The 25,458-nt window shown below is 68.7% G+C and carries 19 protein-coding genes, 1 tRNA gene and 2 pseudogenes; 9 read left to right on the top strand and 13 right to left on the bottom strand.

Translation table 11 applies throughout. The annotated features are described in order from the left end of the window. Window positions 1-179 precede the first annotated feature (179 nt). Window positions 180-539, bottom strand: coding sequence for an Rv2640c family ArsR-like transcriptional regulator (locus ACLML9_RS07690; RefSeq protein WP_411944834.1), 360 nt, complete (start codon window positions 537-539; stop codon window positions 180-182). 96 nt (window positions 540-635) lie between these two features. On the opposite strand from ACLML9_RS07690, the gene ACLML9_RS07685 reads away from it, so the two are divergent. Genes ACLML9_RS07685 through ACLML9_RS07670 form a run of 4 tightly spaced genes read left to right on the top strand, consistent with a single transcriptional unit; the run spans window position 636 to window position 4,293 of the window. Next, entirely contained in the window at window positions 636-1,151 is a 516-nt protein-coding gene (locus ACLML9_RS07685; protein ID WP_411944853.1) for an ArsI/CadI family heavy metal resistance metalloenzyme, read from the top strand. Window positions 1,152-1,166: 15 nt separating this feature from the next. Then, window positions 1,167-2,396: an MFS transporter gene (locus tag ACLML9_RS07680; protein ID WP_411944833.1), complete on the top strand. Its 1,230-nt coding sequence runs from the start codon at window positions 1,167-1,169 to the stop codon at window positions 2,394-2,396. Beyond that, window positions 2,393-3,475 (top strand): flavin-containing monooxygenase, encoded by a 1,083-nt coding sequence (locus ACLML9_RS07675; RefSeq protein ID WP_411944832.1) that lies wholly within the window; start codon window positions 2,393-2,395, stop codon window positions 3,473-3,475. Before ACLML9_RS07680 ends, ACLML9_RS07675 begins: the two co-directional genes overlap by 4 nt. Further along, window positions 3,472-4,293, top strand: coding sequence for an alpha/beta fold hydrolase (locus tag ACLML9_RS07670; RefSeq protein WP_411944831.1), 822 nt, complete (start codon window positions 3,472-3,474; stop codon window positions 4,291-4,293). The genes ACLML9_RS07675 and ACLML9_RS07670 overlap by 4 nt, the downstream gene beginning before the upstream one ends. Here the strand turns inward: ACLML9_RS07670 and ACLML9_RS07665 are convergent. The 4 genes and pseudogenes from ACLML9_RS07665 to ACLML9_RS07650 form a co-directional block, all read right to left on the bottom strand. Continuing rightward, a complete protein-coding gene (locus ACLML9_RS07665) occupies window positions 4,276-4,686 on the bottom strand; it encodes an arsenate reductase ArsC (RefSeq protein WP_411944852.1) in 411 nt (136 codons plus the stop codon). The genes ACLML9_RS07670 and ACLML9_RS07665 overlap by 18 nt on opposite strands. 54 nt (window positions 4,687-4,740) lie before the next feature. Next, a pseudogene (locus ACLML9_RS07660) lies at window positions 4,741-5,091 on the bottom strand (low molecular weight phosphatase family protein); the annotation flags it as partial. 14 nt (window positions 5,092-5,105) lie between these two features. Then, complete coding sequence (arsB, locus tag ACLML9_RS07655) at window positions 5,106-6,209, bottom strand: ACR3 family arsenite efflux transporter (protein ID WP_411944830.1); 1,104 nt, start codon at window positions 6,207-6,209, stop codon at window positions 5,106-5,108. Then, entirely contained in the window at window positions 6,206-6,583 is a 378-nt protein-coding gene (locus ACLML9_RS07650; protein WP_411944829.1) for an ArsR/SmtB family transcription factor, read from the bottom strand. Before ACLML9_RS07650 ends, arsB begins: the two co-directional genes overlap by 4 nt. A gap of 392 nt (window positions 6,584-6,975) precedes the next feature. On the opposite strand from ACLML9_RS07650, the gene ACLML9_RS07645 reads away from it, so the two are divergent. After that, on the top strand, window positions 6,976-7,281 hold the full coding sequence (locus ACLML9_RS07645) for a hypothetical protein (RefSeq protein WP_411944828.1): 306 nt from the start codon (window positions 6,976-6,978) through the stop codon (window positions 7,279-7,281). Between the two features lie 452 nt (window positions 7,282-7,733). Then, a complete protein-coding gene (locus ACLML9_RS07640) occupies window positions 7,734-9,230 on the top strand; it encodes a carboxylesterase/lipase family protein (RefSeq protein WP_411944827.1) in 1,497 nt (498 codons plus the stop codon). Window positions 9,231-9,321: 91 nt separating this feature from the next. On the opposite strand, the gene ACLML9_RS07635 is transcribed toward ACLML9_RS07640, so the two are convergent. From ACLML9_RS07635 to ACLML9_RS07625, 3 genes and pseudogenes are all read right to left on the bottom strand, one after another. Next, complete coding sequence (locus ACLML9_RS07635; RefSeq protein WP_411944826.1) at window positions 9,322-9,846, bottom strand: histidine phosphatase family protein; 525 nt, start codon at window positions 9,844-9,846, stop codon at window positions 9,322-9,324. Window positions 9,847-10,072: 226 nt separating this feature from the next. Beyond that, window positions 10,073-10,867, bottom strand: coding sequence for an acyl-CoA thioesterase domain-containing protein (locus tag ACLML9_RS07630; RefSeq protein ID WP_411944825.1), 795 nt, complete (start codon window positions 10,865-10,867; stop codon window positions 10,073-10,075). Between the two features lie 226 nt (window positions 10,868-11,093). Further along, window positions 11,094-11,383 (bottom strand): annotated as a pseudogene (locus ACLML9_RS07625) (FAD-binding protein); the annotation flags it as partial. 230 nt (window positions 11,384-11,613) lie between these two features. On the opposite strand from ACLML9_RS07625, the gene ACLML9_RS07620 reads away from it, so the two are divergent. Further along, entirely contained in the window at window positions 11,614-12,258 is a 645-nt protein-coding gene (locus ACLML9_RS07620; RefSeq protein ID WP_411944824.1) for a class I SAM-dependent DNA methyltransferase, read from the top strand. Between the two features lie 119 nt (window positions 12,259-12,377). On the opposite strand, the gene ACLML9_RS07615 is transcribed toward ACLML9_RS07620, so the two are convergent. The 5 genes from ACLML9_RS07615 to ACLML9_RS07595 all read right to left on the bottom strand — a co-directional run bounded on the left by ACLML9_RS07615 (window position 12,378) and on the right by ACLML9_RS07595 (window position 15,239). Beyond that, window positions 12,378-12,530, bottom strand: coding sequence for a hypothetical protein (locus ACLML9_RS07615; RefSeq protein WP_411944823.1), 153 nt, complete (start codon window positions 12,528-12,530; stop codon window positions 12,378-12,380). An 11-nt stretch (window positions 12,531-12,541) separates the two neighbouring features. Then, complete coding sequence (locus ACLML9_RS07610) at window positions 12,542-12,787, bottom strand: ANTAR domain-containing protein (protein ID WP_411944822.1); 246 nt, start codon at window positions 12,785-12,787, stop codon at window positions 12,542-12,544. 717 nt (window positions 12,788-13,504) lie between these two features. Next, the gene (locus tag ACLML9_RS07605) at window positions 13,505-14,368 is read right to left on the bottom strand and encodes a tyrosine-type recombinase/integrase (protein WP_411944821.1); all 864 of its coding nucleotides are present in this window, start codon (window positions 14,366-14,368) and stop codon (window positions 13,505-13,507) included. A 192-nt stretch (window positions 14,369-14,560) separates the two neighbouring features. Then, the gene (locus tag ACLML9_RS07600; RefSeq protein ID WP_411944820.1) at window positions 14,561-14,830 is read right to left on the bottom strand and encodes a hypothetical protein; all 270 of its coding nucleotides are present in this window, start codon (window positions 14,828-14,830) and stop codon (window positions 14,561-14,563) included. 327 nt (window positions 14,831-15,157) lie between these two features. Next, window positions 15,158-15,239: transfer RNA gene (locus ACLML9_RS07595), tRNA-Leu, on the bottom strand. 388 nt (window positions 15,240-15,627) lie between these two features. On the opposite strand from ACLML9_RS07595, the gene ACLML9_RS07590 reads away from it, so the two are divergent. Further along, complete coding sequence (locus ACLML9_RS07590; protein WP_411944819.1) at window positions 15,628-24,972, top strand: fatty acid synthase subunit beta domain-containing protein; 9,345 nt, start codon at window positions 15,628-15,630, stop codon at window positions 24,970-24,972. Window positions 24,973-24,983: 11 nt separating this feature from the next. Then, on the top strand, window positions 24,984-25,421 hold the full coding sequence (locus tag ACLML9_RS07585) for a holo-ACP synthase (RefSeq protein ID WP_030525523.1): 438 nt from the start codon (window positions 24,984-24,986) through the stop codon (window positions 25,419-25,421). Window positions 25,422-25,458 lie beyond the last annotated feature (37 nt).

Here is a 25,458-nt window from a genome sequence, read left to right as displayed (position 1 = left end):
CTGCTAACCCTGCGTGCTGCGACTGGGGGTCTGTGGCTTCTCTGGGCGCGCGGGCGGATTCTGCGCCTTGGAAGGATCTTTCGCAGCTCAGCAGCATTGACTGAGTTGTAGCAGTTCGCAACGTATGTTGTGGACGGGCCGGTCTCGGCTCGCTACCGCAATAGTGGTGTGAGCGTCAGCTATCGGCAGCAATTGGGGTCGAGGACCACGCAGAGTGCGGCGAGTGCGTCGCGGTGGACGCGGTGGATGACGCTCATGCCTTGACGTTCGGAGTTCACGAGGCCGGCTTTGCGGAGTTGGCCGAGGTGGTGGCTGACCGTCGATTCCGAGAGCCCGACCGCGTCGGCGAGCTCCCCACCGTTACGCCCGCCTTCGGGGCTGGCCAGTAGTAGTGACATCAGTTTCACCCGGACCGGGTCGGCCAGGGCTTTCAGTCGCAGAGCGACGTGCAGGGCCGCCTCGTCGTCGACCGGTCCGGCGGCCACTGGCGGGCAGCACAGGGGTGTGGTCATGTCGATCACGGGCAGCGCTTTGGGCATGAAATCCATCCTACCTATGATGTTGACTTATGTCGAAAAGGTGGCAAACTGGGCGCCGTCAACCCTTCGATATATGTCACACAGGTGGTGGTGATGATGTCACGTGTTCAGCTCGCACTCAACGTCGACGATCTGGAGCAGGCGGTCGAGTTCTACTCGACCCTGTTCGGTGTCCAGCCCGCCAAGCGCAAGCCCGGCTACGCGAACTTCGCGGTCGCCGAGCCGCCGTTGAAGCTGGTCCTCCTCGAGAACCCCGGCCAGGGCGGCAGCGTGAACCATCTCGGGGTGGAGATGGAGTCCTCGGAGAAGGTGCACGCCGAGATCGCGCGCCTGTCGCAGGCCGGTCTGTTCACCGAGGAGCAGATCGCCACGACCTGTTGCTTCGCGACGCAGGACAAGGTGTGGGTGACCGGCCCGAATTCCGAGCGGTGGGAGGTCTACACCGTGCTGGCCGATACCGAGCATTTCGGCACCGAACCGCGGTTCGCGGGGAAGGACGACGGGGAGGCGGTGCAGGCGTGCTGCGGCACCGCTGGTAGCGGCGAGGCCACGCCCGAGGCCGAGTCGGAGGCGGAGGTGGCGTGCTGCGCGCCGGCCGCTGCCGCCCGGTAGAGGCCAGATCTCGGAGTGACCGATGTCGACACCGCGTCCGCGGCAGCGGTAGGTGAATTGTCGCGGGCGGGGCGCCGCCGGGTGTTGGCGGTGCTGTGCCTGACCCAAATATCCAGCTGGGGCATCCTGTATTACGCATTTCCGGTGCTGTCGGTGTCGATCACCGCCGAGACGGGGTGGTCGGCGCCGGTGATCACCGCGGCGTTCTCCCTCGGCCAGCTCGCGACCGCGCTCACCGGTATCCCGGTCGGCGCGCTTCTCGACCGGACGGGCCCGCGGCGGGTGATGACCGCGGGATCGATTCTCGGGGTAGCCGCGCTGGTCGCGATCGCGGCCGCACCGAACTTGCCGGTGTTCTACCTCGGCTGGCTGGCGGCGGGGGTGGCGATGGGGGCGGTGCTGTACCCGCCGGCATTCGCCGCGCTGACCCGCTGGTGGGGGGCACAGAGTGTGACCGCGCTGATGATCCTCACCCTGGCCGGTGGGCTGGCGTCCACGGTGTTCGCGCCGCTCACCGCCTTTTTGGATGCGCACTCCGATTGGCGTGCCACCTATCTCGTCCTCGCCGCGGTACTCGCGGTGCTGACGGTGCCGGCGCATTGGTTCGGGTTGCGCGCGCTGTGGCCGGACCCACCAGCCCCGATGTCGGCAGCGCACGCCGACCACACCCGGATCGCGCGCAGCCCACGCTTTGCCGCGCTGGTGGTGACCCTGTGTCTGGCGGCGTTCGCGAGCTTCGCCGGCATCTTCAACCTCGTCGCCCTGCTGCAGGAGCAGGGGTTCAGCCCGGGTTTGGCGGCGACCGCGCTCGGACTCGGCGGCGCCGGCCAGGTGCTGGGCCGGATCGGATACCTACCCTTGGCCCGCTACACCGGTGTCACCGCCCGGACCGTGCTGGTCCTGGCCGCTCTTGCTGTTTCGACCGCGCTGCTGGGGGTGGTGTCGGCGGTGATCGTGCTGATCGCGGTCGCGATCGGCGCCGGGCTGGTGCGCGGGATCTTCACGCTGATCCAGGCGACCGCGATCACCGACCGGTGGGGCGCCACCCATTACGGGCGGCTCAACGGCCTGCTGTCGGCGCCGGTGGTGATCGTGTCCGCGCTGGCGCCGTGGGCGGGCACGGTGCTCTCGGCGTGGACCGGCAGCTACGCCCACGCCTACCTCGTCCTCGGTGCGGTCGCTGCCGTCGCCGCACTCACCGCGACCCTGACCAGGGTCGATAGTTCGAAGAAAGAGACCTTGTGACAACCGAACACGCATACGACGCGGTGGTCATCGGCGGCGGCCAATCCGGCCTGGCCGCCGCCCACCACCTCACCAGGCAGGGCCTGAACACCGCGGTCCTGGAAGCCTCGGAAGAGGCGACCGGGTCGTGGCCGCGCTATTACGACAGCCTGACCCTGTTCTCCCCGGCCCGCTACAGCAGCCTGCCCGGCCGGGCTTTCCCTGGGGATCCGGACCGGTATCCCCATCGCGACGAAGTGATCGACTACCTGCGCACCTACGCCGCCGCCCTGGACGTCGATATCCACACCAGCACTGCTGTCGAGACCGTCGCCTCTACCGACGGTGAGGGATTCGCGATCACCACCGGATCGGGTGCGGTGTTCACCGCGCCGCGGGTGATCGCGGCGACCGGGTCCTTCGGTTCCCCGTTCCTGCCCGCCGTTGCCGGGCAGGACCAGTTCGCGGGCCAGGTCCTGCATGCCAGCCGGTACCGCAACCCGGCCGAGTTCGCGGGCCGGCGAGTGATCGTGGTGGGTGCGGGGAACTCCGCGGTGCAGATCGCTGCCGAGCTCGCCGAGCACGCCCAGGTGGTGCTGGCCAGCAGGGCGCCGGTGAAGTTCGTACCGCAGCGGCCGCTGGGCCGGGATGTGCATTTCTGGTTCACCGTCACCGGGTTCGATGCCGCCCCACTGGGCCGGATCGTGAAAGAGGCGCCGACGCAGCCGGTGCTCGACGAAGGCCGCTACCGCGCCGCGCTCGCGGCCGGGCGACCGGAGCGGCGGGAGATGTTCACCCGGTTCGAGCCCGAGGCCGTGGTGTGGCCCGACGGCTCCCGGGCCCTGGTGGATGCGGTCATCTTCGCGACCGGTTACCGCCCGCACCTGCCGTATCTGGCCGGGGCCGGGGCGCTGACCGAGGCCGGGATTCCGCGGCAGTGCCAGGGTCTGTCGCTCGCCCATCCGGGGCTGGGGTTTCTGGGGTTGGAGTGGCAGCGGACCCCGTCGTCGAACTCGCTGCGCGGGGTGGGCCGGGATGCGGCCTATCTGGTGCGGCGGCTGCGGCCGGCGCCAGCGCAGCAACAAGTGCACGCGCGATGACCACCGCCTCGGTGGACACGGTCGCGCAGAGGCTGGTTCGCGGTGGCCGCGTGCTGTCGGCCGACGGCACCCCGATCACCTACCTCACCCGCGGTGCCGGCCCTGTGCTGGTGGCGGTGCACGGCGGGCTGGGCAGCTCGGTGAGCATGCTGGGGCTGGCCGGCCACCTCGCCGAGCACTACACGGTGGTCGCGGTGAATTGCCGCGGTCACGGCACTTCCGGAGCCCCGCGCTCGGGCCCGGATATCGCGCACGAGGTCGCCGACCTCACCGCGGTGATCGACGCGGTCGGGCCTGTGGAGGTGGTGTTCGGTTACTCCTTCGGCGCGGTCCTGGCCCTGGAAGCCGCGCTGCGCGCACCGGATCGGGTGCCGCGGCTGGCGGTCTATGAGCCACCGCTACCGGTCACCTACCCGATCCCGGATCTCGCGGTGGTGGATGCGGCGATCGCGGGCGGGGACTACGAGCGCCTGATCCTGGATGCTTCCGCGGTATCGGGTGGGTTCTCCCCGGCCGAGCTGGCCGCGCTGCGGGCTGATCCGTTGTTGTGGCACAAGGTCGCCCAGGCCCCGACCCTGGCCGCCACGCTGCGGGTGCTGGCCGGTGTGGATCCCGACGTGGGCCGCTACGCCGCGATCACCGCACCGACCACGGTGATCACCGGCACCACCAGCGCCGACTACATCCTCGACGCCGCCGACCGGCTCACCGAAGCACTCCCGGACCCGGCACGCAAAACGCTGCCGGGGCAAGGCCATCACGTCGACCCCGGCGTGATGGCCCAGGCCCTGCTCCCGGGTTCAGGCGGGGGCGGGTAGCAGTTCGGCGATCAGTGCCTGCACCCGGGCGCGGATCTCGTCGCGGATCGGGCGGACCGCGTCCACGCCTTTGCCGGCGGGGTCTTCCAGGTCCCAGTCGCGATAGCTGATACCGGGGAACACTGGGCAGGTATCACCGCAGCCCATGGTGATCACCACATCCGAGGACTGAACCGCGTCGGGGGTGAGGATCTTCGGGGCCTGATCGGTGATGTCGATCCCCAGCTCGGCCATCGCCTCGACCGCGGCAGGGTTCAGGTGCTCGGCGGGCGCGCTACCGGCGGAGCGGACCTCGATCGCCCCGCTCGCGAGATGGTGAAGGAATCCGGCGGCCATCTGGGAGCGCCCGGCGTTGTGGACGCAGACGAACAACACACTCGGCTTATCGGTCACGACAGGGCCTTGCGGACGGCGGGGGGTGTCGAGCTCGGTGAGCAGGGCGCGGACACGGGCAGCGATATCGTCGCGGACCAGCCGCATCCGCTGAATGCCCTCGATCCCGCGCTGTGCTGGTTCGTCGGTCTCCCACCGACGAACCAGCACACCGGGCGGGACCTCGAGGTCGGCTTCGCGGCCGAGGACGACCACCAGGTCCACGGTGGCCAGCAGCAGCGGATCCACCGGCTTCGGGTGCTCGCCCGCGATATCGACCCCGACCTCGGCGAGGGCGGCCACCGACAACGCGTTGAGCGTCGCCCCTGGATCGGTGCCCGCCGACAACGCGACGACCCGGTCACCGGCGGCCTGGCGCATCAGCCCGGCCGCCATCGGCGATTTGCCGCTGTTGCGCACACACACGAACAACACCGTGGTCACCGCGAACCCACCTCGGCCGCGGCGGTCGGGTTGCGGAACCGGTTACGCAGTGCGAGGGACACATAGACCAGGGCGACCAGGGCCGGGACCTCGATCAACGGGCCCACGACCCCGGCCAGGGCTTGGCCGGAGGTGGCGCCGTAGGTGGCGATCGCTACGGCGATGGCGAGTTCGAAGTTGTTGCCCGCCGCGGTGAACGCCAGCGTGGTGGTCCGTTCGTAGCCCAGGCTCATGACGGCGCCGAGCAGGTAGCCGCCGCCCCACATGATCGCGAAGTACGCGAGTAGCGGGACCGCGATCCGGACCACGTCCAGGGGTTGGGAGGTGATGCGGTCACCTTGCAGGGCGAACAGTACGACGATGGTGAACAGCAGCCCGTAGAGCGCCCACGGCCCGATCTTCGGGATCAACTTCGATTCGTACCAGTCGCGGCCCTTGGCGCGTTCACCGAACCGGCGGGTGAGATAGCCGGCCAGCAGCGGGATCCCGAGGAAGATCAGCACCGACTTCGCGATCTGCCACGGCGAGGTATCGATCGTGGTCTGCTCCAACCCCAGCCATCCGGGCAGCACCGACAGGTAGAACCAGCCCAGGACCGCGAACATGATCACCTGGAACACCGAATTGATCGCCACCAGCACCGCGGCGGCCTCCCGATCCCCGCACGCCAGGTCATTCCAGATGATCACCATCGCGATACAGCGCGCCAGGCCGACGATGATCAACCCCGTCCGATACTCCGGGAGATCAGGAAGCAGCAGCCAGGCCAGCGCGAACATCAGCGCCGGGCCGAGCAGCCAGTTCAATACCAGTGACCCGGCCAGCAGTCGGCGGTCGCCGGTGACGGTGTCGAGGCGGTCGTAGCGGACCTTGGCCAGCACCGGATACATCATGATCAGCAGCCCGATCGCGATCGGCAGCGAGATCCCGTCGATCTCCACCGCGGCGAGCGTGTCGCCCAGGCCGGGGATCAACCGGCCGAGCAGCAGCCCGGCGGCCATGGCCACACCGATCCAGACCGGCAGGAACCGGTCCAGCGTCGAGAGCTTGCCCACCACACCCTGCTCGACCGCGCCGGCGGGTGCATCGGTGGCGCTCACGCGGGCACCTCGGCAGCCATGCCGCTCTCGGAAAGCAGCACCTGCGAGACCCGTGCCAACGCCTCGGGCACGACCCGGTAATACACCCAGGACGCCCGGCGCTCGCTGGTCAACAGTCCGGCCGAGCGCAGCACCTTCAGGTGGTGGGAGATGGTCGGCTGGGTGAGGTCGATGCCCTCGGACAGATCACACACGCACGCCTCCTGCCCTGCCCGCGACGCGATCGAGCTGAGCAGCCGCAGCCGGACCGGGTCCGACAGCGCCTTGAACACCGCCGCCAACTCCACCGCCGCGTCCGCAGTCAGCGGTTCACGTATCCGGGGCGCGGGGTTGCAGGCCTCGGCCGTTTCTATCAGCAGTTGTGGATTAGACATGCATCGATATTGACAACTATCTATGCCGTGAGGCAAACGAACACCCGGTGAACAGCCCCACACCCAGGACGCGGGGTCCGCTGGTGGTCGATGTGCGGCATAGCGCGCCCGACCCGCTTCCGGACCCCGTCTCAAAACCAAGGTTTTGAGACTCGTTCGGGCCTGGTGCCGCCCGGCCGAGGAGGGGCCGGCGAGCTGGCGGGTTTCCGTGCCAATCCGGTTGTGTGGTGTGGGCTGCGGGATCGGGGTAGCTGCGCGGCCCGCTGGGGGACTACCGTTTGTGTGGAACGGTGTTATTCCAACTATCCGCTGGTGCCGATTCACCGGTTTGTGGGCCGGGTTGTGGTGAGCAAGTATCCGCGAGGGTGCGAACCGACACGGATGGGTCGGTCATGGCTTGGCACGCGACACCATCGAAGAGCACCTTCGTGATCCCCGATGTCCTCATGGTGGTCGGGGAAACCGACGGCTCGGTCGTTGAAGGGTCACGGGCGGCGCGGGCTACCCCGGGTGGCAGTGATGTCGGTTTCGGGGGTGTGGAGCGCGGGTCCGCGGTTTTGGCTGTCCTCACGTGCGTGTTGTTCGTTGCGTGTGTGACCGCGATTTCGCATTCGCTGGCGGCGAGTGTGGTCGCAGCGGTCTCCATCGCCGGCGGGGTCGCGGTGGTGTTGGTCATCTTGCGACCGTCGTGCTGCTGACGGGCATGCAGGCCTCCCGGGTCGAGGTGGCGGGCCCGGGCCGGGCCTACAGGGAGGGAAGCGACCACGGGGCCCTGCTGGCGTGCCTTTAGGCGCGGCCACACCACGATGCTGCCACCGCGTCCCCGCCGCCGGCCGCGAGTTCGACGTCGACCCGTTCGAGACTGTTCAATAAATGATGTTTTTCTGAACAGAGCTCGTTAGCATCATCGCTGTTCAGCGATGGTTGTCCACTGAAATTCGTTCATAAATACCCTAATTATGAACAATCGATTGCGGCGCAACCGCACGCACCGTAGTAGAGGCGCAGGACGCGCTGCCGGTGGCGAAACGGCTCGCCTGGGTGCGCCTGCCCGCTCTAGCGTTTGCGGGTCCGCCGAACGCGCGCGCTCGGCGCGTGAACACAGCGGTTGGTGAAAACGTCTGCAGTCGAACGGAAGCGAGCAGCGTAGATGAGTACCGGTCCCCGAATCCGCACTACCGCCGGGACGGTTCTGGGGAGGTGGGAGGACACCGTCGCGGTCTTCCGGGGTATCCCGTACGCGCAGCCGCCGTTCGGTGCGCTGCGTTTCAAGGCACCGGCGCCGGCGCGGTCATGGGAGGGCCTGCGAGACGCGTCGGAGTTCGGTCCGCCGGTTCCGCAGGCCGGTTTCGCGACCCCGATGTCCGGCGGGCCCGGTGATCGAGCGGTCGACTGCCTGACGCTCAATGTCTGGACTCCCGACCCCGGTGCCGCGGGACTTCCGGTGATGGTGTGGATCCATGGTGGGGCCTACCAGGAGGGCACTTCCGCCAACCCGCACACTGACGGGACAGTTCTGGCCGGTTCGGGAGTGGTGGTGGTCAGCCTGAACTATCGCGTCGGGATGGAGGGTTTCGCCCACATCATCGGCGCCCCGGCCAACCGCGGCATCCTCGACCAGGTCGCTGCCCTGCGGTGGGTCCAGGACAATATCGCAGCCTTCGGCGGCAACCCGGGCAACGTCACCGTCTTCGGCCAATCCGCCGGCGCCGGATGTATCGCCGCACTCATGGCGATGCCGACCGCGGCCGGGCTGTTTCATCGCGCCATCCCGCAGAGCGTGCCGGGCACCTTCTTCTCCCCGGAACTCGCGGCCGCCATCTCGACCGCGATCGCGGCCCAAGCCGGTACCCGGGCCACCGCCGAGGACTGGGCCGGCATCGACCCCCGCGCGCTGGTCGACGCCAAGAACACGATTCTGGAGAAGATGCCCGCGTTCGTCGACGCCTGGGGGCCCATGGCGTTGACACCGACACCGTTCTCGCCCGTCGTCGACGGCGAAGTCCTGCCCGAGGCGCCGTGGCCGGCGCTCGCCGCCGGCGCCGCACGCGACGTCGACCTGCTCGTGGGTCACACTCGCGACGAATACCGGCTTTTCAATACCCGGCTCGGTATCGAGATGACCGACGAACAAGTCGATCCGATCCTGGGGTGGATCGCACCCGGTCCCGATGGCAACCGCCGTTATCGCGACTTCTACCCCGAGGCCACCCCCGCCGAACTCTACGAGCTCGTCCACGCCGACTGGCTGTTCCGCATGCCCACCGTGCACCTCGCCGAGGCACAGCACGCCGGCGGCGGACGGGCCTGGCTCTACGAACTGTGCTGGAGTTTCAACCGCGAGCAAGGCGCCTCCCACAGCCTCGACTTCCTGCTCGTATTCGGCACCCTCCACCCCGATGAGGTCCGCGAACACCGGTCCGCGCATCCCGACGCCGCTGACCAAGTCACCGCCGTCTCCCGGTACATGCGCACCGACTGGCTGAACTTCGCCACCCACGGCAACCCCGGCTGGCCCCACTACAACCCGGCCGACCACACCACCCGCGTCTACGACACCGAACCAGCTACCCGGCCCTACCCCGAGGAGCCCTCCCGCCGGATCTGGTCCACTCACCGATTCGACACCCTGCCACTGCTCCGCTGAAGCCGAGCCGGCGTGCGACACGCGTGCAGGCGACGTTCGTTGTTGTCTGTCAAAGGCCCGGCCCGACCGCGTAAACGGTGGGGCCGCCGAACTAGAGCCGGTAGACCGCAGGCATCGGCATCGCCTGCTGGAAATCCCAGCCGACGCCCAAGCACCCGAGCCCGATCAGTGCTCGCGCGACGAATGTGCCGTGACTGCCGATGATGGCGGGCCGCCCCTGAAGGCCGTCGACGATATCGGTCAGGGTGTGGACCGCACGCTCGGTGAGTTCGTGCAGGCTTTCGGCGCCCGGGCGCGCCCGCTGCGGGTGGGCCCAGCTCTGCGCATAATGGCGCGCATAGTCGGGAGTTGGTTCGATTCCCGAATCCCACTCGCGTAGCCGCGGGTCGGTGTGGATCGGTAGGTTCCATTGCTGGGCGGCAGGTTCGAGGGTTTGAACCGCGCGCAGGTAAGGGCTCGATACGACCACGCCGGGGTCGAGATCGGCGAGCGAGCCAGCGAGCTGGTTCGCCTGGATCCTGCCTGTCTCGGTCAACGGCCGCCGATACTCGTCGGGCCCGTCCGGTGTCGGTGGGACAGACTGAGCGTGCCGAACCAGGAAGATCGAGGACCTCACAGGCGAAGTGTTTCAGCATCCTGCTTGCGGCGTACGAGTCGAGCGCTCCGTCGAATCCGGCCCTTGGCACTCGGTGCAGGCCACCGCCACTGTCCATAAATTGATGCATTCCTGGACACTTAGGGCGCAGATCATCGCTGGTCAACGATCTTTAGCTGGTCAACGATCTTTAACAGCAGATAGCCGTCCAACAACACCCAGTTCTTGAACACCGTGCGGCGGGGCTTCAGGCGAGGGGGTTGGTGGAGAAGTCGATCTGACGCCGGGCGTTGGACAGCGTGGTCACCACACAGGTGCCGACGGGGCCGGTGCGGTCGTAGAGCGTGGCGGCGCCGATGGAGATCCCGGCCGAGGCGATGATGTTGTCGGCGCGCAGACCCAGTTCGTAGCCGATCGGGAGCCGGGAGAGGTTCACGGTGACATCGGCGTTGATGTAGCCGGCGCCCTCGGTTCCCCAGTGGCACAGGTGGTTGGTGGCGTCGCCCATGATCGCGGCGCGTTGGAACGGTGTGATCGGTTCGCCGGCGATCAGGGGCGGCATGCTCTGCCAGGTGATCTTGCGGTCGGCGTTCTGGTTCGCGCCGAAATCGGAGGTCCAGTCGCGGTCACCGCTTTTGAACAGTGGCGGGGAGCCCTGCGGAGACATACAGTCCTCGGGCGGCACAGGCAACTCCTCGGAGGGGCTCCATACTTCACCCGGCGGTTCGGCGCCGGAAGTCAGGAATATCGCCGAGGCCCGGACGCGGTCCTGGCCGTCCTGCACCAGGGCCGTATCGGCGACGGTGATCCGTGACCCGCGGCGGACCACGGTACTGCGCATCTCGAAGGGCGCGTTGAGCACTGGCTGGTAGAGGTCCGCGGTGAGGCGGGCCGGAACGAAGCCGTCGGGATAGTGGCCCTCCAGCTCCCGCGCCAGCAGACCGCACACCCCGGTACCACTGAGGTTCGCCGGCGCCCACGGGCTGATCGCCAGCTTCTCCGCGACGAGTTGATCACCTTGACTGTCGAAGAAACTCACCATGTGTGGCCTGTCCCCTTCGGACTGTCTGCTCGAAAATCCAGGAGTGGAACACGTTACAGCCGCCATGCTGATGTCGCGCGCCACCTTGGCACTCGGTGCAGCCCATACCCGCTGTTAAAAAACTGATGCTTTCTTGGACATCGATGTCGCAATTCATCGCAGGTCAACGATGATGAACTGCCGAGATCCGCCCAACTGGGACCGGTTTATGAACAGGTGGCGATGTTCAGGCCGTTGGGGTGTGGAGGGCGGCGAGGTAGCCGAAGAACGATGGCGGGGCCGATCGTGACGCCGGGGCCGGCGTAGGTGTGGCCCATGACGGGTGCGCCGGTGTTTCCGGCGGCGTAGAGGCCGGTGATGGTGGTTCCGTTGTCGCGTTGGACGCGGCCGTGGATGTCGATGATCAGGCCGCATTTGGTGCCGAGGTCTCCGGGGACGAGTTGCGCGGCGTAGAAGGGGCGGGGTTTCCAGGACGCCGAGGTTGGGGTTCGGGTGTTGGCAGGGATCGCCGTAGTGCGGATGCCGAAGAAGGTGCATGCCCGCCACTCTCACCGGACCGAGAATGTCGGTGAAACGGTCTCGAACGCGATCGCCATCAATCAGGGCTCCACTGAACGGGCCACGGCAGGGATCCGTACTCTCGCGCGGTATGTCCGCTGCCTTAATCCACCCCGGCCGGGTGGGGGCACCTTTGTCGTTCCCGGGTAGCGCCGAGTCCGCCGCGATCATGGAATATCGTGCCGGTCATGCCCACGGATGACTGGTTGGCCGACACCCGAACCTCTTATGACACGGTCGCGGTCAGCTATGCCGACCAAGTGCGCGGCGCCCTCGCCGGACACCAGTACCTTCGCGCGGCTCTGGCGTTGTTCGCCGACAGCGTGCGGACCGCTGGCGGCGGACCGGTCGCGGACGTCGGCTGCGGCCCCGGTGAAGTCACCGCCCACCTGCGTGAGCTCGGTGTCGACGCCTTCGGTATCGACCTCTCCCCGGCGATGATCGACGTGGCCCGGCGCGACCACCCCGGCCTGCGGTTCGAGGTGGGCTCGATGACGCAGCTGAACCTGCCCGTCGCTTCGGTGGCCGGCCTGCTCGCCTGGCAGTCGTTGATCCACATCCCCGACGACGAGGTGCCGACTGTGTTCGGGCGCTTCCACCGAGCATTGCGTCCCGGCGGACCGTTGCAACTCCTGTTCCATGTCGGCGACGAGTCGCGGTTGAAGACGGAGGGCTACGGCGGTCACCCGATGAAGGTCCATGTCCACCACCGTCAGCCGAACCAGGTGGCATCCTGGCTGCACGATGCCGGATTCGTGGTCGAGGCCCAGATGCTGCTCGACCCGTATGCGAAAGCTCAGCAAGCGATTCTTTTCGCACGCAGTAAGTCCTAACTTGCTGCATATGGCGGGCTCGCTGCATATGGCGGGCTCGCCATTCGGAACCGCGGGGTCCCCGACGTACACGGCCTGTCGGGAAGCGTGGGTGTCGCCGAGACCGGGAAGTATGCATGTCACCGAAGAAGCAGCCCACCGCCGCCGAACACGCTCGCGCCGCCGCCCGCGAGGGCGACAACGATCGCCAGCGTCGCCGCGCCGCAGACCGCCGACACACCCCCGAGGTACAGGGGGTTGAGCGCGACCTGGATCGCCCTCTGCTCGGCCAAGGCGCCCGAGGTCAGTGCGTCTGGTCGTGGGCGGTGAGCAGCACGTGGCCGAAACGGGTACGCAGGCCGACGTCGCCGCCACCGCAGCCGGGGACCTCGGCGGTGAGGATGGCGGCGAGGTCGCGCAGTTTGGTGTTGGTTTCCTGGGAGCGCCAGATCAGGACGCGGAAGGCCTGGTCGGCGGTGATGCCGTAGACCATCATCAGCGCACCTTTGGCCTGTTCGATCAGTTCCCGGGCGGCGATCTTGCCGGGCATGTTCTCGTCGAGGGTTTCCCGGCGTTCTTCCTCGACGGTGTCGGTGACATCGATGTAGAACCCGGAGGTGCCGACTATTGACCCCGGGCTGATCAGTCGCTGCCGGGCGGTACGGCGGGAGCGAAGACGCAGTACATCCGGAGCCGGGTTTCAGCGCTCGCCGAACTCGGTGTAGCCACCGGACACTCCACAGTGGATGTTCATAAATTGATCGGATACCGAACATTTCGCTAGAGCGGCATCCGGCGCGTGAACGTCCTGGTCAGGCGAAGCTGTCGACTGTCCACAAAACATGTCGAAAAGTCCCACTGGTCAACAACGGCACACAAACCCTTTCTATGCGCTCGGCACCTCCGCCTCGCGGGCGCCGGGCTTCCCGTCTACTGGCTGCCTGGCTGGGTGGGCCGGTGGGCTCATCGTGACTGGCGACCGGCCCAGAGCTCAGCTTGGCAGGCCGGCGTGGCGGAACGCAGGCTGCCAGGAGGTGGACTGGACGGTCTACGATCCGAAGTATGTTCGATGATAGGCCTGATGGGGAGCACCCGTCGCCGCGTCGAGCGGTCGATCCACCGGTGCTCGCGACTGATTGGTCAGTGGGCGCCAGAGTTCGAGTGATGCAAAAACTCCCGCGGCTGACGGTCCGCGTGGCGTTGCGGTGCGACGGTAGCCGGAACTCTTTGCCTGCTCGTACTCGGCTCTCCGACTGTTGCTGGAGTGTTAGAGGACTATCGTCCCCCTCGGTTGGGTCGTGGTGTCGGTTGCCAGTGGGTGTGGCTCGGCAGTCAGGACGGACAGCGCTGCTGCTACCTCGTGGAGGTTGGCTTTGACGTAGGTGGCGGTGGTACCGCCGGTTTTGCCTGAGTGTCCGGCGTATTCCCGGGCGACGGCGTAGCTGAAGGTACGCTCGACCCAGGTCAGAGTGGTATGCCTCAGCCAGTGTGTAGTGATGCCTTGGGTTGCAACCCAAGGGAGTTCAAGGCCGATGCGGTGCCAGAGGTGGTCGTAGCGTCGATGGGTGATGGGCTTGCCGCTGCGGTATCGCAGAAGTTGCCCGGATTGAGGACTGCGGCGTTCGCCGCCATGGGCGACGAGATGGCTCATCAAAGTCGGGGAGACCGGTTGCCAGCGGTCGGTTCCGTCCTTCTCGCGGAGGTAGACCAGGCATTGTGAGGTGTCGAGGTCGTGGGGGCGTAGTGAGAGGGCCCCGCTTCGGCGACAGGCTGTTTCGAGGTGTAGACGCAGGATCAGGGAGTCCAGGTCGGGATCGTTGCCGGTGGTGGCGGTGACTCGGCAGATCTCGGTGAGTTGGTCGGACGGGATCGCATAGCGGTGGGATTTTCGGCGTGCAGGGAATGTGAGTTGTCGGGCGGGATTGTCGCTGCGACGGATCCATCCTCTGTCTTCGGCGTACCGGTATATACAGCGGACGGTGGAGATGAAGTGTTCGACGGCGCTGGTGCCTCCGCGGGAGGCCCGATTGGTGCGGGCAGTGGTGCGGATCGTGTGTGCCATGGCCTCCAGATCGGGTTTGGTGACCCCGTCCAGTCTGAGGTGGCCCCAGTCCTTTTCGAGTCGGTTCAAGTGGGTGCCATAGGTTCGTCGCGTGCCAGCTTCGAGGGTCGCGCGGACCGCAGGGATAATCTCAGCGAACGTCGGCACTGATGTGGCGGGAGTCACTAGGTCGGCAGGCGATAGGCCCATCTGCGTAAGCAGCAGGCGTGCGGCGGCAATTGTGTCGCTTGTAGCGGCGACCGTATTCGGGACAACCATGGATCACCGGTCCAACAGGGCAAGTTGGGCGGCCAGAGCCCTGCCTGCTGTGGATGGCGGATGGATCAGGAGTTGTTCGCGACTGCGGCGTCCGGCGAGCAGGACACGCTGGCCGATGAGGAGGCCGACTCGGCGTCGTTGCCGGAACGGGATGCGGAAGTAGCGGTCAGCGGTGACTTGGACCGGACCGTCGGCGGCCCGGCCGACGAGCAGGAGGTCATCCAGTGGTTGTATTTCCAGGCGTGTTCCCGGCAGCCAGTCGAGTGCGGTCATCACGTATCGGTCCAAGACTCTGCCGGCCTCGCCGACCGTTGATATGCCGTACAGGACATCGTCGTGGGGGATCGGGGCTGGTCCCGGCGCCTTCGGCAGTGGGCCGCGAATCAGCTGTTCCAGTGGCGCCTGCGGGGGGATCAGCGGGGGGATCACCGCAGACCCCGATCGTGCCCCGTGTACTGCCCCGCAGGGTCGGGGATGGTCGACCCTGGCAGATCTGCCAAGAGTTCTTGCAGGTGGGTGCGCATTTCCCAGGTCACCTCCGTGTGTTCGAGTGCGCTCGAACACACGGCACGCAAATGCGGCAAATCTGACGTGAATTTGTGCGCGAGGGGGGACTTGAACCCCCACGTCCGTGGACACCAGAACCTAAATCTGGCGCGTCTGCCAATTTCGCCACTCGCGCTTGGTGGTACGACCGTCCAAACTCTACCGGTCCGTCGGCGGATCGCGAAGACGTGGGTCGGCGTTTTGTACTCGCCGGTAACCCCACCTGGGATTATAACGATTCGATAACCGGCAATATGAGGAGTGCTCACGTTTCGCGGGGGTAAGGACCGGCCCTCACCAGCGGGTTCAAATATGAGGGAGGTTCATGTATCCGTCGATTCTGGTACAGCGGTGCACGAATACTCGCCGGTAGCCGACGCACGGGCAGGCAAACGTGAGGATTCCCTCATGATTTTGTGCCATTCTCGCTGAGAGCAGGCCGACGGGTGTGGACCACCCGTGCGTGGACTGGGAGCCGGGGAAGTCTCCGAAGACATGTCGCCACGAGAGAAAGTCGAAGCGTCTTGACGATCAACGAGAGCACTGCGTCCGGGGCCGGACACCGGGTGGACGCCGCCGCAGGCAGGACCGTGACCGAGACGAATCGCACGCCGTTGCTGGACCGGTTGCGTGAAGGAACCCCGTACGCGCTCGCCTTCGGTGGGCAGGGCGCCAGCTGGCTCGGCGAACTGGCCGAGATCGGCCGCGACGCCGCCCTGGAACCCGAACTCACCGCACTGGTCAACGAGGCGGCCGCGCTGCTGGGCCCCGTCGCGGACCAGTTGCTGGTGGTGCGCCCGGTGGGATTCGACCCCGTCGCCTGGATGCTGGAGGACGACCTCGCCGACGAGGAGACCGACACCTCGGACGCGCCGCCGGAGCGGGTGCTGCGTTCGGCCGCGGTATCGATGCCGGGTGTACTGCTGACCCAGCTCGCCGCGCTGCGGGCCCTGCGGCTGCAGGGACTGGACCCGGCCGAGGTCGCACCCGTCGCCGTGGTCGGCCACTCGCAGGGGCTGCTGGCGGCCGCCGCGGTGCGCGCCGCCGGGGAGCGGGACGCGGAGATCCTCGCCATCGCCCAGCTGGTCGGCGCGGCGGCCGGACTGGTCGCGCGACGGCGCGGCCTGATGCCGGTGGGTGAGCGGTCCTCGATGGTCGCCGTCTCCAATGTCGACCCCGACGAACTGCGGGCAGTACTCGCCGAGGTCTCCGCGGGTGTGGACCCGATGGTGGCCGCGGTGCTGTCGATCCGCAACGGCCGGCGCCGCGTGGTGCTGTCCGGGACCCCCGATCAGCTGCGCCGGGTGCAGCAGCACTGCGCGCGGCTGCACGCCGAACAGGACCGTGAGCGGTCGGCCAAACAGCGCGGCGGCGCGGTCTTCGCACCGGTCTTCGAGGACCTCGACGTCGATGTCGCGTTCCACCATCCGGCTCTCGCCGACACCGTCGAACTGGTCGCCGGGTGGGCCGGGCAGTGCGGGCTCGATACCGAACTCGCCGGCGAGCTGGCCCGCGACATCCTGGTCGAGCCGGTCGACTGGGTCGGGACCGTGGACGAAGTGGTCGGCACCGGCGCCGAATGGATCCTGGACCTCGGCCCCGGCGACCTGCTCTCCCGTGTCAGCGGTGGTTCGCTCAAGGGCACCGGTGTCGGCATGATCGCCGCGGCCACCCGGGCCGGACAGCGGAACCTGCTGACCCCGGGCGCCACGCCGGAGGTCGCGCAGCCGTGGACCGCATTCGCGCCGCGCCCGGTGCGACTGCCGAACGGGCGCATCGTGGTGGAGACCGCGTTCACCAAGCTCACCGGGCGTTCGCCCATCCTGCTGGCGGGGATGACCCCGACCACGGTGGACGCGAAGATCGTCGCGGCCGCGGCCAACGCCGGGCACTGGGCGGAACTGGCCGGCGGCGGCCAGGTGACCGAGCAGATCTTCGCCGACCGAGTGGCGGATCTGCAGGAATTGCTGCACCCCGGACGGCAGGTGCAGTTCAACTCGCTGTTCCTGGATCCGTACCTGTGGAAGCTGCAGCTGGGCGGGAAACGGCTGGTTCAGCGGTCCCGCGCGGCGGGCGCTCCGTTCGACGGTGTGATCGTGACCGCCGGTATCCCGGAACTCGAGGAAGCCGTCGCGCTGATCGAGGAACTGACCGAGGCGGGGATCAGCCACGTCGCCTTCAAACCGGGCACGGTCGCGCAGATCCGCGCGGTGCTCCGGATCGCCGACGCCGTGCCGGACTACCCGGTGATCATGCACATCGAAGGCGGTAAGGCCGGTGGGCACCACTCCTGGGAGGACCTGGACGATCTCCTCCTCGAAACCTATGCCGAACTGCGTGCCCACGGAAACGTCGTGGTCTGCGTCGGCGGCGGCATCGGGACGCCGGAGCGGGCCACCGAATACCTGACCGGTGCCTGGTCGGCGCCGCACGGCTACCCGGCAATGCCGCTGGACGGTGTGCTGGTGGGCACCGCGGCGATGGCGACGCTGGAGGCCACCACCGCGCCCGAGGTGAAACAGCTGCTGGTCGATACCCCCGGCACCCCGGACTGGGTGGGCGCGGGCACCGCGAGCGGCGGGATGGCCTCGGGCCGCAGCCAGCTGGGCGCCGATATCCACGAGATCGACAATGCCGCTTCGCGCACCGGTCGTCTGCTCGACGAGGTGGCCGGGGACGCCGAGGCGGTGGCGCAGCGCCGCGCCGAGATCATCGAGGCGCTGAACGCGACCGCCAAGCCCTACTTCGGCGATATCGCGGCCATGACCTACCTCGGCTGGCTCGAGCGCTACGTGGACCTGGCGATCGGACAGGAACGCCGCCAGGACTTCGACTGCGGCACCGACCTCGGTGACGCGATCACCGCGGCGACCCGGTCGGTGTGGCTGGACATCAGCTGGCGCGACCGGTTCGCCGAAATGCTGCGCCGCGCCGAGGCCCGGCTCGCCCCGGCCGACCGCGGCGAGATCGACTCGCTGTTCCGCGACGAGGATCTGGAAGACCCGGCCGCCGCGCTCGCCACGCTGCGCGAGCACTACCCGGCGGCGGCCCAGAGCCTGCTGCATCCGGCGGATGTGCCGTTCTTCATCACCCTGTGCAAGACGCCGGGTAAACCGGTCAACTTCGTTCCGGTGGTCGATCAGGACGTGCGGCGCTGGTGGCGCTCGGATTCGCTGTGGCAGGCCCACGATCCGCGCTACTCCGCCGATCAGGTCTGCGTGATCCCGGGCACCGTCGCCGTCGCCGGGATCACCCGGGTGGATGAGCCCGTGGGCGAACTGCTGGACCGGTTCGAGCAGGACACCGCCTACAAGCTGGTCCGTGACGGCCTGACGCCGACCGCGGTCGACGCCCGCCGGGTCGCCGCGGTGACCAGCGGACCGATCGATGTGGTGCTGGCCGCGCCGGACGTGAACTGGTCGGGCCGGGCCACCGTGAACCCGGTGCACCGGCTCGGCGACCTGCACGAGTGGACCGTGGACGAGAAGGGCGCGGTGCACCCGCCGACCGGAGCCACCCTGGTCGAGGCCGAGGGTCTTGAGGCCGAACACAACTACGTGGAACTGACCGTCCCGCTGTACGCCGGACATGTGGTGCGAATCCGCATCACGGTGCCGGTGACCGTGTACAACGGCGGCGCGCCGGTGGTGACCGAAGCCGATGCCGACGCGGCCATGTCCGCGCTGCTCGGGGTGGCCGCCGGACAGGCACTGCCCGAGGTCAAGGGCAATGTCGCGCACCTGAATCTGGCCTGGTCGCCGGATCTGGCCGCCGATCACGCCGGCGTCACGGGCGCTGGGCTGCCGGCGGAACTGAGCACGCTGGGCCGCACGGTGCCCGATGTGCTGGTGGGCGCCTGCTGGCCGGCGGTGTTCGGGGTGCTGGGCGCGGCGCGGACCGCGGCCGATTCCAGCGTGATCGAGGGCATGCTGGATCTGGTGCATCTGGACCACCGGATCGAGCTGCTGCGCGAACTTCCCGGCGAGACCAGCATCCTCGTGGTGCGGGCCGAATCCGGGACGGTCGTCGACACCGACCTCGGCCGGGTTGTCGAGGTGGATGTCACCGTCGGTGAGATGCGCGATCAGGGCCTGGACGTGGTGCCGCTGGCCCGCCTGACCGAACGTTTCGCCATCCGCGGCCGCACCGGCGCGGGCGAACTGACCGATCCGCCGCGGGCCGCGGGTACCGTGAGCGCCGACGCCACCGAGACCCCGCGTCGCCGGCGCCGGGACGTCACCATGGTGGCGCCCCGGAGCATGGCCGCGTTCGCCTCGGTCTCCGGTGACCACAACCCCATCCACACCAGCGATGCCGCCGCGAAACTCGCCGGCCTGGGCAGCCCGATCGTGCACGGTATGTGGCTGTCGGCCGCGGCGCAGCACGCGGTGTCGGCGGTGGACCCGCAGGCATCGGTGCCGGCGCGCACGCTGACCGCGTGGACCACCCGGTTCCTGGGCATGGTCCGGCCGGGCGCCGATATCGATGTGCGGGTGGAGCGGATCGCGGTCGACGGCGGCGACGAGATCGTCGAGGTCTCCTGCCGCGCCGCCGGCGATCTGGTGATGACCGCGACCGGTCGCACCGCCGCGCCGAAGACCGTCTACGCGTTCCCCGGCCAGGGCATCCAGCGCAAGGGCATGGGCCTGGACGCGCGGTCGCGCTCCAAGGCCGCCAAGGCCATCTGGGACCGGGCCGACAAGCACACCCGGGAGGCGCTGGGCTTCTCGATCCTGGCCGTGGTGCGGGACAACCCGACCTATCTGAAGGCGCGCGGGGTAGAACACCGGCACCCGGACGGTGTCCTGCACCTGACCCAGTTCACCCAGGTCGCCATGGCCACCCTCGGTGTCGCCCAGGTCGCGGAACTCCGCGAGGCCGGTGCGTTCGTGGAGGGCGCGCTGCTGGCCGGGCATTCGGTCGGTGAGTACAACGCCCTGGCCGCCGTGGCCGGCGTGCTGCCGCTCGAGGCGGTCCTCGAGGTGGTGTTCCAGCGTGGTTCGGCCATGCACGAGCTGGTGCCGCGGGACGCGCAGGGGCGCAGCGACTACCGGATGGCCGCCATCCGGCCCTCGCAGATCGGGCTGCCCGACGACGACGTCATCGGCTTCGTCGCCGGTATCGGCGAGCAGGTCGGGGAATTCCTGGAAGTGGTGAACCTGAACCTGCGGGGTTCGCAGTACGCCATCGCGGGTACCGTCGCCGGTCTCGACGCCCTGGAATCCGAGATCGAACGCCGCCGCGCGGAATTCGGCGGTAAGCGCGCCTTCATCCTGGTGCCCGGTATCGATGTGCCGTTCCATTCCACGGTGCTGCGCAAGGGCGTGCCGGAGTTCCGGGGCAAGCTCGAGCAGCTGCTGCCCGAGGAACTGCAGCCGGAGGTGCTGGTCGGGCGCTACATCCCGAACCTCGTGCCGAAGCCGTTCTCGCTGGAGCGGGAGTTCGTCGCCGAGATCGCCGACCTGGTGCCCTCGGAGCCGCTCGCCGCCGTCCTCGCCGATTTCGACTCCTGGTCGCAGCGCCCGAGCGAACTGTGCCGCGTGGTGCTCATCGAACTGCTGGCCTGGCAGTTCGCCAGCCCGGTGCGCTGGATCGAGACCCAGGACCTGCTGTTCGGTGAGCTGGGTGTGGAGCGCTTCGTGGAGGTCGGCCTGGGCGCCACCCCGACCGTGGCGAACCTGGCGAGCCAGACTTTGAAGCTGCCCGATTTCGCCACCAGCACGGTGGAGGTGCTCAATATCGAGCGCGAGGCGGCGGTGGTGTACTCCACCGATACCGACCCGGCTCCGGCGGACGAGCCCGTGGAGGAGGCCGCCGAGGCGCCTGCCGCCGCGGCCGCTCCGGCCGCCGTACCCGCCCCCGCGGCTCCGGCCGCGACCGGCGGTCCGCGGCCCGACGACATCGCCTTCACCGCCGCCGACGCCACCCGCGTGCTGATCGCGCTGTGGACCAAGCTCCGGATCGACCAGATCGGCCCGGTCGATACGATCGAGGGCCTCTGCGACGGGGTGTCCTCGCGCCGTAACCAGCTGCTGGTCGACCTCGGGTCGGAACTGTCGCTGGGCGCGATCGACGGTGCCGCCGATGCCGATATGGGCGCGCTGTCCGCGACCGTGGAACGCCTCGCCCGCACCTACAAGCCGTTCGGCTCGGTGCTCAGCGACGCGATCAACGATCATCTGCGCAAGGTGTTCGGGCCGTCCGGTAAGCGGCCGGCCGCGATCGCCGAACGTGTGAAGAAGGTCTGGGAACTGGGTGAGGGCTGGGCCAGCCACATCACCGCCGAGGTCTCGCTCGGTACCCGCGAGGGCACCAGTGTGCGCGGCGGCGACCTGGGCGGCCTGGTCTCCGGGGCGCTCTCCGACGGCGCGTCCGTGGACACCGCGATCGACGCCGCCGTCCAGGCGGTGGCGGCGCGGCGCGGTGTGGCCGTCTCGCTGCCCTCGGCCGGCGGCTCCGGCGGCGGCACCGTGGATGCGGCGGCGCTGGGCGAGTTCACCGAGCAGATCACCGGCAAAGACGGTGTGCTGGCCTCGGCGGCCCGTCTGGTGCTCGAGCAGCTCGGACTGAGTGAACAGACCTCCGCGGCGGAAGCCACCGACGACGGACTCGTCGATCTGGTGTCGGCGGAACTGGGTTCGGACTGGCCGCGGCTGGTCGCCCCGGCGTTCGACGCCCGCAAGGCGGTGCTCATCGACGACCGGTGGGCCACTGCGCGGGAGGATCTGGCCCGGCTGTGGCTGGGCGAGGACTCCGTGACCGCGCAGCTGCCGGTCGCCGGGTTCACCGGTGCCGGCGAAGCGGTGGCCGCGCAGGCCGACTGGTGGCGGCAGCGGGCCGTAGGCGAGGCGCGTTCGGTGCTGGCCGGTCACTACGAGCGGATCGCCGAGGCGGCGCGGAACACTACCGACGCCGGCGTGTGGTCCGACGAGGTCGCGGTGGTCACGGGCGCGAGCAAGGGCTCCATCGCCGCCGCGCTCGCCGGGCGCCTGCTCGGTGGCGGGGCGACCGTGGTGGTCACCACCTCGCGTCTGGACGACAACCGGCTCGGCTTCTACCGTGACCTGTACCGCGCCAATGCCCGGCACGGTGCGGCGCTGTGGGTCGTCCCGGCGAATATGGCCTCCTACACCGATATCGACGCCCTCATCGAGTGGGTCGGTACCGAGCAGGTCGACAATGCCGGTGGCGCCAAGATCAAGACCAAGGACGCGCTGACCCCCACCCTGCTGCTGCCCTTCGCGGCGCCGCGGGTCTCGGGCTACCTCTCCGACGCGGGTGCCCGCGCCGAAATGGAGATGCGGGTACTGCTGTGGTCGGTCGAGCGGCTCATCGGTGGCCTGTCCATGCTGGGCGCCGACCACGATGTCGACGCGAAACTGCATGTGGTGCTGCCGGGTTCGCCCAACCGCGGCCTCTTCGGCGGTGACGGCGCCTACGGCGAGGCCAAGGCCGCGCTCGACGCCGTGGTCGCCCGGTGGCGGGCCGAGAAGACGTGGGCGGCCCGGGTCACCCTGGTGCACGCGCTGATCGGCTGGGTCCGGGGCACCGGGCTCATGGGCCACAACGATCCGATGGTGGACGCCGTCGAACAGGCCGGGGTGCAGACCTGGTCGACCGACGAGATCGCCGACGAACTGCTGAAGTGGGCGACCGAGCAGGCCCGTGCGGCCGCCGCGGCCGATCCGCAGCAGATCGACCTGACCGGCGGGCTGGCCGGTGCCGAGCTGGACCTGGCGGCGCTGGCCAAGCAGGCGCAGGACGCCGCGGGTGCCGAGGAGGCCGACGAGGTGCCGGCCTCGGACGCGCCGCGGATCTCCGCGCTGCCCGCGCCGCCGGCGCTGACCTCCGCGCTGCCCGTCCCCGAATGGGGCGCGGTGACCGCCGATCTCACCGATATGGTCGTCATCGTCGGCGCCGGTGAACTCGGACCATACGGTTCGGCGCGGACCCGGTTCGAGATGGAGGTCTCCGACGAACTGTCGGCCGGCGGCGTGCTGGAGCTGGCCTGGACCACCGGCATGGTGGCCTGGGAGAACGACCCGAAGCCGGGCTGGTACGACACCGAATCCGGTGACTACGTGCCGGAACACGAACTGGCCGAGCGGTACCACGACGCGGTCGTCGAGCGGTGCGGTATCCGCCGCTACGCCGACGACGGCGCCATGGTCGACAACAGCAGCCCGCTGATGACCTCGGTGTTCCTGGACCAGGATCTGTCGTTCACGGTCGGCGGCGAAGCCGAGGCGCGTGCCTTCTACGCGGCCGCTCCCGAGCACACGGTCATCACCCCCGTCGCCGATTCCGGCGACTGGACCGTGACCCGCAAGGCCGGCACCGAGATCCGGGTGCCGCGCCGGGCGAACCTGTCGCGGACGGTGGGCGGCCAGATCCCGACCGGCTGGGATCCCACCGTCTGGGGTATCTCCGCGGATATGGCGTCCTCGATCGACCGGGTGGCGCTGTGGAACATCGCCTGCACCGTCGACGCGTTCGTCGGTTCCGGGTTCAGCCCGTCGGAGCTGATGAGCTGGGTCCACCCGAGCCTGGTGGCCAACACCCAGGGCACCGGTATGGGCGGTATGTCGTCGATGCGGTCGCTCTACGTCGACAACCTGCTCGGCGAGCCGCGGCCCAACGACATTCTGCAGGAGGCGCTGCCCAACGTGGCCCTGGCGCATGTCGTGCAGTCCTATGTCGGCAGCTACGGCGCCATGGTGCATCCGGTCGCGGCCTGCGCCACCGCCGCGGTGTCGGTGGAGGAAGGCGTCGACAAGATCAAGCTCGGTAAGGCCGAGGTGGTCGTGGCCGGTGGCTTCGACGATCTGGGTATCGAGGGCATCGTCGGTTTCGGCGATATGTCGGCCACCGCGGATTCGGCGGCCATGAGCGCCAAGGGCATCAGCGACCGCTACTTCTCCCGGGCCAACGACCGGCGCCGCGGCGGGTTCGTGGAATCGCAGGGCGGCGGCACCGTGCTGCTGGCCCGCGGTGATGTGGCGCTGGACCTGGGCCTGCCGGTCCTCGGTGTGGTCGCCTACGCCCAGTCCTACGCCGACGGCGTGCACACCTCGATCCCGGCGCCCGGCCTGGGCGCCCTCGGTGCGGGCCGGGGCGGCCGGGAATCCCGGTTCGCCGCCGAACTACGCAAACTCGGTGTGGGCCCGGACGATATCGCGGTGGTGTCCAAGCACGACACCTCCACCGCGGCCAACGATCCGAACGAGTCCGAACTGCACGAGCGGCTGGCGACGGCCATCGGCCGGTCCGACGGGGCGCCGTTGTTCGTGGTCTCGCAGAAGAGCCTCACCGGGCACGCCAAGGGCGGCGCGGCCGCGTTCCAGCTGATCGGCCTGTGCCAGGTGCTGGAAAACGGTGTGGTGCCGCCGAACCGGAGCCTGGACTGCGTCGACGACAAGATGGCGGAGTACCCGCATCTGGTCTGGGTGCGCGAGGCACTGCGCTTCGGTGACCGGTTCCCGCTCAAGGCGGGTCTGGTGACCTCGCTCGGCTTCGGGCATGTGTCCGGTCTGCTGGCGGTCGTCCACCCGGAGGCGTTCGTCCAGGCGATCGAACCGGCCCGGCGGGCGGAGTACCAGCGGCGGGCGCAGGAACGCCTGCTGGCGGGCCGGCAGCGGATCGTCGAGGCGATGTGCGGTGGGGCGGCGCTCTACGAGCGTCCGGCCGACCGGCGTCTCGGTGGTGACGGCACCCCGGCGGCGAAGATCCGCGGTCTCGAGGCCGAGGTACTGCTGTCCGAGGACGCCCGGCTCGGTACCGGCGGGGTCTACCAGGTCGATGGAGCCGGTTGCGAGACCGGACGGTTCGTCGGTGGCGGTTCCGGTGCCGGCGTCGCCGGCACTGCGTAGGCTGCGCCACTGTGACCATCCTCGGAATCGGCTTGGACCTGGTGACCATCTCGGAGTTCGCCGAACAGTTGGACCGTGCCGGAACGACCATGCTCAGGGAGAGTTTCACCGCCGGTGAGCGGCGCTACTGCCAGAGCAAGGCCACCGATCCGGCCCGTAGTTACGCGGCGCGGTGGGCGGCGAAGGAGGCGGTGCTCAAGGCCTGGGCATCGTCGCGCTTCGCCCGCCGCCCGCAGATCGGGGACAACCCGTACCCGTTGATCGAGGTCGTCAATGACGCCTGGGGCCGGCCGAGCATCAAACTGCACGGCCTGGCCGCGGAATTCCTGCCGCGGGTGCGGGTGCACCTGTCGCTCACCCACGACGGTGACACGGCGGCCGCGATGGTGGTACTGGAGGACCCGGGTGAACTGGCCGACCTGATCGAAGGTCGGTCACCGGAGAACTGAACGGATCGGCAACGGCCCGGAGCGAATCGCTCCGGGC

Origin of the sequence: Nocardia sp. NPDC002869 (assembly GCF_046764065.1) — a bacterium.
Lineage (GTDB): Bacteria > Actinomycetota > Actinomycetes > Mycobacteriales > Mycobacteriaceae > Nocardia > Nocardia rhamnosiphila.
The sequence above is the reverse complement of the archived record's forward strand: the minus strand, read 5'-3'. Positions and strand labels throughout refer to the sequence as shown.

Excerpts from the sequence above, each read along its gene's own strand:
- ACLML9_RS07690 (WP_411944834.1), bottom strand. The coding sequence starts at position 539 with ATGCCCAAAGCGCTGCCCGTGATCGACATGACCACACCCCTGTGCTGC.
- ACLML9_RS07685 (WP_411944853.1), top strand. The coding sequence starts at position 636 with ATGTCACGTGTTCAGCTCGCACTCAACGTCGACGATCTGGAGCAGGCG.
- ACLML9_RS07670 (WP_411944831.1), top strand. The coding sequence starts at position 3,472 with ATGACCACCGCCTCGGTGGACACGGTCGCGCAGAGGCTGGTTCGCGGT.
- ACLML9_RS07650 (WP_411944829.1), bottom strand. The coding sequence starts at position 6,583 with ATGTCTAATCCACAACTGCTGATAGAAACGGCCGAGGCCTGCAACCCC.
- ACLML9_RS07645 (WP_411944828.1), top strand. The coding sequence starts at position 6,976 with ATGGCTTGGCACGCGACACCATCGAAGAGCACCTTCGTGATCCCCGAT.
- ACLML9_RS07640 (WP_411944827.1), top strand. The coding sequence starts at position 7,734 with ATGAGTACCGGTCCCCGAATCCGCACTACCGCCGGGACGGTTCTGGGG.
- ACLML9_RS07630 (WP_411944825.1), bottom strand. The coding sequence starts at position 10,867 with ATGGTGAGTTTCTTCGACAGTCAAGGTGATCAACTCGTCGCGGAGAAG.
- ACLML9_RS07620 (WP_411944824.1), top strand. The coding sequence starts at position 11,614 with ATGCCCACGGATGACTGGTTGGCCGACACCCGAACCTCTTATGACACG.
- ACLML9_RS07610 (WP_411944822.1), bottom strand. The coding sequence starts at position 12,787 with ATGCCCGGCAAGATCGCCGCCCGGGAACTGATCGAACAGGCCAAAGGT.
- ACLML9_RS07600 (WP_411944820.1), bottom strand. The coding sequence starts at position 14,830 with ATGACCGCACTCGACTGGCTGCCGGGAACACGCCTGGAAATACAACCA.